Source organism: Lacinutrix sp. (genome assembly GCF_037625555.1).
In the GTDB taxonomy this organism is placed as follows: domain Bacteria; phylum Bacteroidota; class Bacteroidia; order Flavobacteriales; family Flavobacteriaceae; genus Lacinutrix.
Map to the genome: position 1 here is coordinate 1 of NZ_JASJHV010000112.1, position 12,608 is coordinate 12,608.

The 12,608-nt window shown below is 30.8% G+C and carries 10 protein-coding genes and 2 pseudogenes; 5 read left to right on the forward strand and 7 right to left on the reverse strand.

Features of this window, described 5'->3' with window-relative positions; translation table 11 throughout:
• The 3 genes and pseudogenes from QNK89_RS09435 to QNK89_RS09445 all read right to left on the reverse strand — a co-directional run.
• A pseudogene (locus QNK89_RS09435) lies at positions 1–1,557 on the reverse strand (hypothetical protein); the annotation flags it as partial.
• Between the two features lie 86 nt (positions 1,558–1,643).
• Entirely contained in the window at positions 1,644–3,332 is a 1,689-nt protein-coding gene (ggt, locus tag QNK89_RS09440; protein ID WP_340170771.1) for a gamma-glutamyltransferase, read from the reverse strand.
• A 32-nt stretch (positions 3,333–3,364) separates the two neighbouring features.
• The gene (locus tag QNK89_RS09445) at positions 3,365–3,958 is read right to left on the reverse strand and encodes an acyl carrier protein phosphodiesterase (RefSeq protein ID WP_340170773.1); all 594 of its coding nucleotides are present in this window, start codon (positions 3,956–3,958) and stop codon (positions 3,365–3,367) included.
• Between the two features lie 79 nt (positions 3,959–4,037).
• On the opposite strand from QNK89_RS09445, the gene glmM reads away from it, so the two are divergent.
• Together glmM and QNK89_RS09455 are read left to right on the forward strand one after the other, a co-directional pair.
• Complete coding sequence (gene glmM / locus QNK89_RS09450; RefSeq protein ID WP_340170774.1) at positions 4,038–5,426, forward strand: phosphoglucosamine mutase; 1,389 nt, start codon at positions 4,038–4,040, stop codon at positions 5,424–5,426.
• Positions 5,427–5,452: 26 nt separating this feature from the next.
• Positions 5,453–6,952, forward strand: coding sequence for an aminotransferase class V-fold PLP-dependent enzyme (locus tag QNK89_RS09455; protein WP_340170775.1), 1,500 nt, complete (start codon positions 5,453–5,455; stop codon positions 6,950–6,952).
• Positions 6,953–7,181: 229 nt separating this feature from the next.
• On the opposite strand, the gene QNK89_RS09460 is transcribed toward QNK89_RS09455, so the two are convergent.
• On the reverse strand, positions 7,182–8,072 hold the full coding sequence (locus tag QNK89_RS09460) for a lysophospholipid acyltransferase family protein (protein WP_340170776.1): 891 nt from the start codon (positions 8,070–8,072) through the stop codon (positions 7,182–7,184).
• 60 nt (positions 8,073–8,132) lie between these two features.
• Between QNK89_RS09460 and QNK89_RS09465 the strand changes: the two genes are divergently transcribed.
• Positions 8,133–8,768 carry a rhomboid family intramembrane serine protease gene (locus QNK89_RS09465; RefSeq protein ID WP_340170777.1) on the forward strand — a complete coding sequence of 212 codons (636 nt, stop codon included), beginning with the start codon at positions 8,133–8,135 and terminating at the stop codon, positions 8,766–8,768.
• Here QNK89_RS09465 and QNK89_RS09470 read toward each other — a convergent pair.
• The gene (locus QNK89_RS09470; RefSeq protein ID WP_340170778.1) at positions 8,765–9,463 is read right to left on the reverse strand and encodes a DUF4369 domain-containing protein; all 699 of its coding nucleotides are present in this window, start codon (positions 9,461–9,463) and stop codon (positions 8,765–8,767) included. The genes QNK89_RS09465 and QNK89_RS09470 overlap by 4 nt on opposite strands.
• Positions 9,464–9,544: 81 nt before the next feature.
• Here QNK89_RS09470 and mnmE point away from each other — a divergent pair, with 81 nt between their 5' ends.
• Positions 9,545–10,951, forward strand: a complete 1,407-nt coding sequence (gene mnmE / locus QNK89_RS09475; protein ID WP_340170779.1) for a tRNA uridine-5-carboxymethylaminomethyl(34) synthesis GTPase MnmE — start codon at positions 9,545–9,547, stop codon at positions 10,949–10,951.
• Between the two features lie 348 nt (positions 10,952–11,299).
• On the opposite strand, the gene QNK89_RS09480 is transcribed toward mnmE, so the two are convergent.
• Together QNK89_RS09480 and QNK89_RS09485 are read right to left on the reverse strand one after the other, a co-directional pair.
• Positions 11,300–11,809, reverse strand: a complete 510-nt coding sequence (locus QNK89_RS09480; protein ID WP_340170780.1) for a DUF1648 domain-containing protein — start codon at positions 11,807–11,809, stop codon at positions 11,300–11,302.
• Between the two features lie 97 nt (positions 11,810–11,906).
• Positions 11,907–12,065: a hypothetical protein gene (locus QNK89_RS09485; RefSeq protein ID WP_340170781.1), complete on the reverse strand. Its 159-nt coding sequence runs from the start codon at positions 12,063–12,065 to the stop codon at positions 11,907–11,909.
• A gap of 151 nt (positions 12,066–12,216) precedes the next feature.
• Between QNK89_RS09485 and QNK89_RS09490 the strand changes: the two are divergent.
• Positions 12,217–12,608 (forward strand): annotated as a pseudogene (locus tag QNK89_RS09490) (LuxR family transcriptional regulator); the annotation flags it as partial.

Consider the following 12,608-nt stretch of genomic DNA (forward strand, 5'->3'; position numbering starts at 1 on the left):
TACTCCATTAGTAATGGTTCCAGTAGCAGCATCAATTAAAGCACCATCCGTTGGTACAGGATTAAAAACAAATGTTCCTCCTGCGTCTCCTGTAATGGTTGCAGTTCCTCCGTCACAAGAAGCAGACATAGTAAAGGTTGCGTCTTCTAGAGCTAATACAGTAACATTTTGTGTTGATGTATCTGAACATGAACCAACTGTTGTATATTCAACTGTATAAGTTGCACTTGGTGTTCCTCCTGTAATAGTTCCTGTAGACGCATCTATAACTGCAGCATCTGTTGGTACTGGATTGAAAACAAAAAAACCTCCTGTATCACCTGTAATTGTAGCTGTTGCTCCATCACAAGTTCCTGTCACTGTAAATGAAGGGTCACTTGTAGCACCTAAGGTTACGGTAAATTGACTTGTTGAAGGGCAAGTGCCTGATGTTGTATAATTTACTGTGTAATTTGTACCAGGAACACCATTAGCTATATTCCCAGAAGTTACGTTTATTATTGCTCCATCAGCTGGAGGAGGATTAAAAGCATATGTACCACCTGGTGTTGTAACAGAGTTTACTGTTGCTCCAGTACAACTTGGGAGCATTGTAAATGTTGAATCACCTGTTGGTACTACTGTTACATCAAAATTAGTAGAAACAATTTCACCACATGCATCTGTAATCTGTACAGTATATGTGGTATCAACAATTGGTGAGAATATTGGATTTGGTATTGTAATATTACTTACTCCAGTACTTGGTGACCATAAATAATTTGATGCATCATCATAAGTAGCATCAATAGAGTTTATAATGTCACCAGAGCAAATACTTTGATTGTCTAAAAGAAACTCATCTACAAAAGAAATACTTTTAAAACATACTGTTTGGAGGTTTGTTGATCCACCTGTAGAACCAGTAAATCCAAAAAATACATTTGAATTTCCACCAAATAGATTATTAATTATATCGTCTGAATACAAAATTCTTTCATTGCAATCAAAGACAACTCTAAATTCTTGAGACATTGCTCTCCAAGTAATTTTAATTTCGTGAGAAACACCGTCTTCAATATTTCCAGAAACAGCTGAGGCATTTACGGAAGGAGACAACGCTGTTGCTCCAACATGATTTGTGTTTCCATCAGAGATTAGAGCGACATGATCATTAAATGGGTCATTTCTGTCATTATTTTGCCAAGTATCAAACTCAACAGCCATTGAATTGTTAATTCCTCCATATCCTAAATCTCCACCAGGATTACCTACTACTGTGGCTGGTGATGTTTTTAATACAAAAACAATTCCATCTGCACCATTTGCATCATTGACACCAAAATTAGCATCAAAAACAATATCAAAATCTGAATTTAAATCTATGGCATTATTATACCATACTGCACCAAGTTGAAAGTTTGTATTAGAAGTAATTTGATAACAATTATTACCTAAATCTATTGTATTTCCTGCAAAACTTGGTGTTAATTGCGCATGACTTTTTAAGCCAAATAAAATTGTCAGAACAAATATTGTGTAGTAAAATTTTTGAGGTGCTTTAAATGTTATAGTCATATTATGAAAAAATTTTACTAAATTAAAACAATTAATACTTAAATAAAAATATGAGAAATATTTTAACGTTTTTTTGATATAACAAATTAGAAACCAGCTGCCGCATCATCTCCACGAGAATCTGCACCACCTTCAAGTTGACCATTTTGTAAAACTAAAACACCATCAACAATGCCAATAACAGGAGAACGCTCTTCGTTTATAATATAACCTTTTTGTTTTAAAAGTTTAATAGTTTCTTTGCTAAAACGATTAGGTTCCATTCTAATTTCATCTGGTAACCATTGGTGATGAAAACGAGGTGCATCTACAGCTTCTTGCATTGTCATATTAAATTCATGAACATTTAAAATTGTTTGTAAAACGGAAGTAATAATTGTAGAACCTCCAGGTGTGCCAACACTCATTAATAATTTACCATTTTTTTCAACAATAGTAGGTGTCATAGAGCTTAGCATTCTTTTTTCTGGTAATATAGAATTTGCTTTTGCACCAATTAAGCCATAAACGTTTGGAACTCCTGGTTTACTTGAGAAATCATCCATTTCATTATTTAAAAAGAATCCTAATTCTTCACAATATAATTTTGAACCATATCCTGAGTTTAAAGTAGTAGTTACAGAAATCGCATTTCCAAATTGGTCTACAATAGAGTAGTGCGTAGTTTCATCACTTTCTACAATACCTATGGTTCCGTGAGATATATCTTTTGATGGAGTTGCTTTTTTAAAAGAAAAACTTGACATTCTATTTTTTAAATATTCATCACTTATTAGTTTGTTTTGCGGAATAGTAACAAATTCAGGGTCTCCTAAGTAATAACTTCTATCAGCATAAGCTCGACGTTCTGCTTCAGCGATTACTTGAATTGTTTTTAATGAGTTGTGCCCAAATTTATCTAAATCAAAATCTTCTACAGATTTTAATACTTGTGCCATTGCAATTCCTCCACTTGAGGGAGGTGACATAGAAATAATACGTAAATCGTCGTAATTAAAAGTAATTGGAGTCCTCCATTTTGGTTTATAATTCGATAAATCTTCTTCAGTAATTACACCTCCATTATTTTGAATAAATTTTGCTAATATTTTTGCGCTTCCACCTTTATAGAATTCATCACTACCATTTTCCATGATATGCGTTAAAGTTTTGGCAAGGTTTATATATCTAATTGTATCGTTTTGTTTCCACTTTTTTGTAAAAAGTATAGAATCTTTATTTGTAAGTATAAACTCTTCTTGTTTTTCTGCCATCCTAATCTCTTGCTTTTTTGTAACAATAACTCCTCTTTTTGCTAAATCTATTACAGGTTTTATTATTGTTTCTATTGGAAGAATTCCAAATTTTTTATGAGCTTCAAAAACACCTGCAACCGTTCCAGGAACACCTACAGCCATTGCTCCACGAGTACTTAGGTTTGGTATTACATTTCCTGAGGAATCTAAATACATATCTTTTGTAGCAGCTAAAGGTGCTTTTTCTCTATAATCTAAACTCCCAATACTACCATCGTTTAGTCTATAAACCATAAATCCACCACCACCAAGGTTTCCAGCATAAGGGTAAGCAACTGCTAAGGCTAAATCTGTTGCCATCATTGCATCAAAAGCATTACCTCCTTGTTCTAATATTTGTTTTCCAATGTTTGAAGCTTCAATTCTTGCAGAAACAATCATAGCTTTTTTTGAAATAAGGCCATGTTTCACTTTCTCCTTTTTACAAGAGAAACATATTAGTATTATAACAGTAGTAATTATTATTTTTATTGATTTCATAGTTGTGAGTTTCTACATTAAAAAAAGCATAATTATCTGTTTTCAATATCTTGTAATTTTTTAGAAGAAAAGGTAATTAAATCATCAAAAAACAAAGTAAATTCATCTTCAAACTCAGTATAAAATTCTTGAAGTTCGTTTACAGCTAAATTCATTTGTGAACGGTTTTGTGTTCTCCTATTCATACTCTCTAAAACTTTTGTGATACCTTCAATAGAGGCGTAACTTAATATCCAGTTGTTTGCAATCATATGTGGCATCATTTTTTGAATTCGACTAGGTAGTATTTCAAAATTCTCTTCTAAACTACTGTAGAAATCATCTATATATTTATCTAATGGTATATTAGAGTAACGACTCCAGTTTTTAGCTAAAAAATGATCATATAAAATATCCACAATTACACCAGAGTAATGGCTATAATTTTTGTGGAGTCTTTTAGTGCTTAATCTAACGGTTTTATGTGTATCTGTAAAAGTGTCTATTTGACGATGTAATAAAATACCTGTTTGAATGTCTTTAGGGTATTTTAAGTATTTTTTACCACGAATGCCATCTGCAATAAAATTACCAATAGTGATGTCTTTGTTGTTTCCGGAAAGATAAATGTGTGCAAGAAAATTCATAAGTCGAATTTACGAATTCATAATAGATTTTTCCGCTTTTGAAATACTATATTTGTAGTTGGACTATAAAATTAAAGTAATGACACTTATAAAATCTATTTCAGGAATTCGAGGAACTATTGGCGGAAATGTAGGCAATAATCTTACACCAATTGACGCCGTAAAGTTTGCATCTGCCTACGGCACTTGGTTAAAATCTCAACGAGAAAAAGAAGATTACAGAGTTGTTGTTGGTAGAGATGCTAGAATTTCTGGAGAAATGATTCAGAATTTAGTAATGAATACATTAGTAGGTTTAGGTATACATGTTATTGATTTAGGTCTGTCTACAACTCCAACAGTAGAGATTGCTGTGCCAATGGAACATGCAGATGGTGGTATAATATTAACAGCAAGTCATAACCCAAAACAATGGAATGCTTTAAAATTGTTAAATGCAAAAGGAGAATTTTTAGATGCAGTAGAAGGAGCAAAAATTTTAGAAATTGCAGAAAGTAATGCTATGCAGTTTGCAGATGTTGATAATTTAGGAGAAATCACAAAGAATGATGCCTATATAGACATACACATTGATGAAGTTTTAGATTTAGACTTTGTAGATAAAAAAGCAATTGAGGCTGCTAATTTTAAAGTAGTTGTAGATGGTGTAAATAGTAGTGGAGGAATCGCAATTCCATTATTACTAGAACGTTTAGGAGTGGAGGCTGTAAAATTATATTGTGAGCCAAATGGTCATTTTCCACATAACCCAGAACCTTTAAAGGAACATTTAACAGATTTATCTATTGAAGTTAAAAAATATCATGCAGATTTTGGAATTGTAGTAGATCCAGATGTAGATAGGTTAGCTTTTATGGATGAAAATGGAGACATGTTTGGTGAAGAATACACATTAGTAGCATGTGCAGACCACGTATTAAGTAGAAATCCAGGAAATACTGTTAGCAACATGAGTTCTACTCGTGCCTTAAGAGATATTACAGAAAAACATGGTGGAACTTATGAAGCTAGTGCTGTTGGAGAGGTAAATGTAGTGGCACTAATGAAAAAAAATAAAGCTGTTATTGGTGGAGAAGGTAATGGAGGTATTATTTATCCAGTGTCTCATTATGGACGTGATGCACTTGTAGGTGTTGCTTTATTTCTAACGCTTTTAGCAGAAAAGAAAATGAGTGTTAGCGAATTACGCAAAACATATACTAGTTATTTTATGAGCAAGAAAAAGATAACTTTAACTCCAGAAATTAATGTTGATGCTATTTTATTGAAAATGGAAGCAAATTATAAAGATGAAAACCTAAATACTGTGGATGGTGTAAAAATTGACTTTGCAGAAAATTGGGTGCATATAAGAAAAAGTAATACAGAACCAATTATTAGAATTTATACTGAGGCTAAATCTCAACAAATTGCAGATGAATTAGCAGATAAGATTATTGCAGAAATTAAAGAAATCGCTAATATTTAGTACCTTAACAACATAATTTTAAGTGTATGATTACTACAAAAGAAAAAAAAGAAAGACAATCTAAATTAGAAACCTATTTTTCGCAATTTAGAAAGCATATTGTTGGCATAGACCAAGAGTTTGATTCTCCATATGGAAAACAGAAAATTATCTATACAGATTGGACGGCTTCCGGAAGATTATACAGGCCAATTGAAGAGAAAATTCTTAATAAATTTGGACCTTTTGTAGCTAATACTCATACTGAAACTACAGTTTCTGGTACTGTAATGACAAATGCTTACCACAAGGCAAGAAATATAATTAAAGGCCATGTTAACACAAATGCAGACGATGTTTTAATTGTTGCAGGCAATGGAATGACTAGTGTTGTCAATAAATTTCAACGTATTCTAGGATTAAAAGTGCCTGAGAATTTACGTAAATATGCTACTATTCCAGAAGAAATTCGTCCAGTAGTTTTTGTAACACATATGGAACACCATTCTAACCATACGTCTTGGCTAGAAACAATGGCTAAAGTAGAAGTTGTTCCTGCAGGAGAAGATGGTTTATTTAGTATTGAAAATTTAGAAATACTATTAGAGCAATATAAAGATTGCACACTTAAAATAGCTTCTGTTATTGGCGGAAGTAACGTAACAGGAATACAAACACCATATCACGAAATTGCAAAAATAATACACAAACATGGTGGTGTTTGTTTTGTCGATTTTGCTTGTTCTGCACCATATGTAGATATTAATATGCATCCAGAAAATGAAGATGAAGCTTTAGATGCTATTTTCTTTTCGCCACATAAATTTTTAGGTGGACCAGGAACTTCTGGTGTTTTGGTATTTAATAAAAAATTATACAAGAACATGGTTCCAGATTGTCCAGGAGGAGGAACAGTTTCATGGACAAATCCTTGGGGAGAACACAAGTATATAGATAATATAGAAGATAGGGAAGATGGTGGTACTCCAGGATTTTTACAAACTATAAAAACAGCTTTAGCTATTAAATTAAAAGAGCAAATGGGTGTAAAAAACATGCTAGATCGTGAGCATGAATTATTACACCAAGTTTTTTCTAATTTAGATGGGATTAGTAATATTAAAATTTTAGCGGAAGACCATAAAGACCGTTTGGGTGTTGTGTCTTTTTATATTGAAGATTTACATTTTAATTTAGGTGTAAAAATACTAAATGACCGTTTTGGAATACAAACACGAGGAGGTTGTAGTTGTGCAGGAACTTATGGACACTACCTACTTCATGTAGACCAAGAGCAATCTCATAGCTTAGTAAACGAAATAACTTTAGGTGATTTAATGCGTAAACCAGGTTGGATACGTATGTCTATTCACCCAACAACAACTTGTAGCGAGATAGATTATGTTTGCGAAGGTTTAATTGCCTTAGCAGAGAATCATAAGGAATGGGCTAAAGATTATGAGTATAATAAGGCTAATAATGAATTTATTCATAAAACTTATGTACCAAAAAAAAAATTAAGAGTAGACAGTTGGTTTGATCTTTAGAATTACTGTTGAGGAGGAAACTTATTAGTTTATAAGTAGAATGTTATGTTTTTTACTTTGTGATACAATAGAAAGGTAATCAGAGTATACGCTTTTTAAAAAATATAAATCTCTACATTTAATAGAGAATCAGCTTTTAAAGATTATCATGCTGAAAAAGAACTTTTTTAAGCTAGAATAAGTCTAAATAATTATTTAAAATATAAACTTAATAGCTCATGTGCTTTAGTTATTTAAATTCATTTGGCACATTGTTTCTGTGTTTCCAACGTTTATGTGTCCATAAATAATATTCTGGTTCTTCTTTAATCTGTTCTTCTACAAGACACTTAAACGCATCTGTAATTTCGTAGTTTTTAAATTCTTTTGGGTGTTCTGCAATGGTTTTAAAAGTAGTTTGGTAGTAGCCACGTTTTACTTTTCTTACATCAAAAAATACAACTACTTGGTCTAACTCTTTTGCTAGCATTTCTGCACCAGTATGTATTGGTACTGTTACACCCATAAAACTATTCCAATGGTATGCTTTATTTAGTTTTGGTGATTGGTCTGCAACAAAACCAGTGATGGTTAATTTGTTTTTAGCATGTGAAGCTTTTAAAATTTGAATAGTCTCTTTTGTAGTAATTAAATGACTATTGTATTTTGCGCGAATACGTTTAATTAATCTATCGAAATATTTATTATTTAGTCTTTTATATACAGCAAAACCTTTATGACTCAAATAAGTTTGTAGTATAAAACTCCACTCCCAACTCGCATAATGACCACACATAATAATAACACTTCTATTTTCTTCTTCAAGCTTTTTTAGAACTTCTATGTTTGTAAAAGAGTAGCGTTTTTTCATTTCAGCTTCAGAAATTGTCATAGACTTCATAGCTTCTACAACCATATCACATAGATGATGGTAGAATTTTTTAGTAATGTTGTTTATTTCTTTTGAAGACTTATCTGGAAAAACTAATTTTAGGTTTTCTTGAACTACTTTTTTTCTATATCCAAAGACACTATAAATAAAGAGGTAAATTAAATCTGAAAAAGCATACAATATCCTAAACGGAAGTATAGATACTAACCAAAAAAACGGATAAATTAAAATGTAAGCTAATAATTGCATGAATTAGTTTTAGATTTGTAGTGGCAAATATATGCTATATTTAAAAAAACAGAATACTATATGGGTAATTTAAATCTTGTAACAATTATATTAATAGTAGTCAATGTATTAGTTTCTATTAAAGGTTTTAATGATTTTTCTTTTTTCGAGAAATATAAGTTTAATGTTGGAGCAATAACCAGAGGAGAAAAAATTAGAATGTTATCTTCAGGTTTTTTGCACCTAAATACTCAACATTTATTATTTAATATGGTTACGTTGTTTTTCTTTGCAAATGGAGTAATTTACCGTATTGGAGAAGTTAGTTTTCTAGTAGTTTATTTTGTAAGCTTAATCACTGGAAGTTTATTGTCTTATTATTTTCACAAAAAAGATTATCATTATTCTGCAGTAGGAGCTAGTGGAGCGGTTATGGGTATAATTTATTCTGCTATACTATTCGATCCATGGATGGAAATTAACTTTTTTATTCCTGGTTTTGTTTTTGGTATTGGTTACTTGTTATATTCAATCTATGGAATGAAAAAACAAATTGGAAATATAGGTCACGATGCTCATTTTGGAGGAGCTGTTGGAGGTTATATAATAACAATAGTATTGGCTCCTAGGTTATTAGAGCAAGATTTAATAATGATACTTCTAATGGGCTTACCAATAGTAGTTTTGTTTGTAATGCAAAAATTAGGAAAAATTTAATTTCCTTTTCTTTTTTGTTCTTCAATAAATTCTAGAGCATATTTAGCTGCTCTAGTTTCTTGAATTTCTTTAGATAAAGTGTTGTATAATGTATTAGTTTCTTCTTCAGTAATTTGTTTCGCCATAGTAATGCGCTCTAAGGTTAGTGCAGACAAAGTAGTACTTGGGTATTTTTTTATAAAAGATACGTCATATTTTCCTTTTTCTAATACTAAACTATCGAAAGAGAATTTAACAGCAAGCATGCCTTCCTTATCATCTTTAAGTCTATAATCCTGAAATTTATCACTTAATTCTTTATATTCATCACGCAGGTATTGTGAATCATTTTTGTAGATATTTATGTAGTCGTTTTCTTTACTACCAATTACTTTAGAAGCAGAAATGCTATCGGTAACTATTTCTAGATTAAAATTTTCGTTTGCTACAATTATTGGTAATGCACCTATAACATTATCTATGGTAATGTAATAAATATCTGGGTTAGCTACTTTTCCTTCAAAAACAAAAACACCTTTTTCTAAAATTGTAGAATCTAAAACCTGTTTTTTCTGCTTTTCTACTCTAAAGAGTCTGGCAATACTTCCAGAGATATAACTATCTGTAAATCCTGAAATTTTGAAGCCATCATTTTCACCACTCTTACACGATAATATGCAAAATATGAAAAAGATTAAGGATATGTTTTTTAGCATTTTATTTTTTTAAAGCAAATATAAAAGAATATCCGTAGAGTGTAAGATAATTATCTATTTACAATTTGTTACTTTTGTGTTATGATTACAACCGACACAATAGTAGCATTAGCAACAGCCTCTGGAGCAGGCGCAGTAGCTATAATAAGGCTCTCTGGAGAAGATGCTATTTGTATTGCTAATAATTGTTTTAAATCTGTTAAGAGTAAAAAAACACTTTTAAACCAGAAAACACATACAATACACTTAGGTCATCTAATGGATGGAGTAAGAACTATTGACGAAGTTTTAGTATCTATTTTTAAAAACCCAAACTCATATACGGGAGAGAATGTTGTAGAAATTTCTTGTCATGGCTCAATATATATTCAACAAGAAATCATTCAGTTATTTCTAAGAGAAGGTTGTAGAATGGCAGACGCAGGAGAGTTTACTTTACGAGCATTCCTAAATGCTAAATTAGATTTAAGTCAAGCAGAAGCAGTTGCAGATTTAATTGCAAGTGATAATGCTGCCTCTCATCAAATAGCAATGCAACAAATGCGTGGAGGTTTTTCTAGCGAAATAGCAAAACTACGAGAAGAGTTACTAAATTTTGCATCTTTAATAGAGTTAGAATTAGATTTCGCAGAGGAAGATGTTGAGTTTGCAGATCGTACTCAATTTAGAGAATTAATTGGTAGAATTACTTTTATATTAAAACGACTAATAGACAGTTTTGCAGTAGGTAATGTTATTAAAAATGGTATACCAGTAGCTATTGTAGGTGAGCCAAATGTTGGAAAAAGCACACTGTTAAATGCCTTATTAAATGAAGATAGAGCAATTGTAAGCGATATTGCTGGAACAACAAGAGATACTATCGAAGACGAATTAGTAATTGAAGGTATTGGTTTTAGATTTATTGACACAGCTGGAATACGTGAGACTAAAGATGTTGTTGAAGGCATTGGAATTAAAAAAACTTTCGAAAAAATTGAGCAGTCACAAGTGGTATTGTATCTTTTTGATGCAGTTCAATTTGTAAGTAATTTTGAAGCATTTAAAGTTGAAATCGAAAAAATCAAGAATAAATACCCATTAAAACCATTGCTAATAATCCCTAATAAGATTGATAAGTTATCAAAAATTCAAATAGCTGAATTAGAAGCTAATTTAAAAACAATAGGAAACTCTAAGTACTTATTACTTTCTGCGAAGCAAAATAAAGGTATAGAAGAATTAAAAAACGAGCTATTAAGCTTTGTAAATACAGGTGCGTTACGTAATAACGAAACTATAATTACTAATACAAGGCACTATGATTCTTTAATTAAAGCATTCGAAGAAATCCAAAAAGTACAACATGGATTAGAAATTAATCTTTCAAGCGACTTAATTGCGTTAGATATTCGGGAAGCTTTATATCAATTTGGTCTAATCACTGGTCAAGTTTCTAATGATGAGTTGCTTGGTAATATATTTTCGAATTTCTGTATTGGAAAGTAACTAGCACAAACTTCATCAAACTAAATAAATATAACTACTTGAAAATTAATAATATAAATTTATTATTGAAATTACACTTTTAGTTTGTTTGTCTTTTTTTAACTATTTTTGTCTCGTATTTGTACCTTTTTTTATTTGCGGTACAAAACGGTACAAAACGGTACAAAATTTTGTCACATGAATGTAACGATTAGAAAACGCAAAAAGAGAGATTGTCAAGAAAGTTTATTCTTAGATTATTACCTTCGATTTTACGAAGGAAAAATCAGACGTTACAAACACGCAACGACCTTTGTTTAACACTAAAACCGCAATTATTTTTATACGGTGTTGTAGCCAGTGTTTTTTTTATTCAGTCGTTTTTTTCTTTCTATTAGCGTTGATTAAAAAATAAATCATAGGAATAAAAATCAATGCCATAGTCAAAGGTAAAAACCAATTTCCAAGTCCGTCTGCGTTTCCATTTACATTTTGAATTGTTCTAAAAACTATTAATCCAAAAATTAATACAATAACTAATTTTAAAACTCTCATCATTCGAGTTGCATTTGTATATTGATGTAAATCATTTTCTTCTGTTATTTCACTCGGATAATTAAACACGTGTGAGTTTTTATTCAGAATTGTCAATCCAATAAATAATATTGTCGAAATTATGGGTAATGCAAATATATTTGACTTATTACCAAATCCATCAGCTTCTCCAGTTCCGTTATAATGCGTTGGTATTATTTCAGGTAATTCAAAATAGTTCGTTAATGTCAAAGTCCATATTCCAAACACAGAAATCCAACCAAATATCTCAAGAATCTTATCGGTTTGTGTTAATTGTAATTCTATTCTTGTTCTTTTATTCATATTTTACTCTTTTCCGAAATGTTGCTCTCACATTGGCTACAACGTTTCGTGTATGGTGTCGTAGCATCCCGAAGGGTGCTATGCAGTATAAATATTGTTAGGTGCTTTTTTTGATAAATTCACCAATATTATCAATTAAATAAAGCATTTGCTCTTTTAGATTTAATCCTTTTTTTATTGCTTTATTGATTAACTCACCTATATGAGTATAAAAAGAATATTTATTCACATAATCATCATAATCTCTAGTTTGCATAAATTATTTTTTAAATTTTAATAATAGTTCAAATATAAATATCAAATTTGATGTATTAGCCATGTAATTTTTAAATTATGTATGTATGGTTAAATAATAGATTGTTTTAATCCCCATACAATGTTGTATATTGCATTATAACACATTTGGTATGTATAAATATTTTAAAAATAGTATTGGGGCATTATTATCATTGGTTTTTTTGTTAACTTTTGGCCAGTTACTAGCTCAAGAAGTTCCGCCAATTAATATATTTTCCCCACAACAATATAATGGTGAGAATCAAAATTGGTCTATTTCACAATCTAAAGATAAAACAATTTATGTAGCTAATAATGCTGGCCTTTTAGAGTATAATGGAGCTAATTGGAGGCGTTACAACTCGCCTAACGAAACTATTTTACGTTCTGTAAAAGTTGTTGGAGATAAAATATACACAGGTTGTTATATGGAGTTTGGTTATTGGACTAAAAACAATGTTGGACTTTTAGAATATACTTCACTTTCAAATAATAAAAGCATCTCATTAATAGAAGATGAACA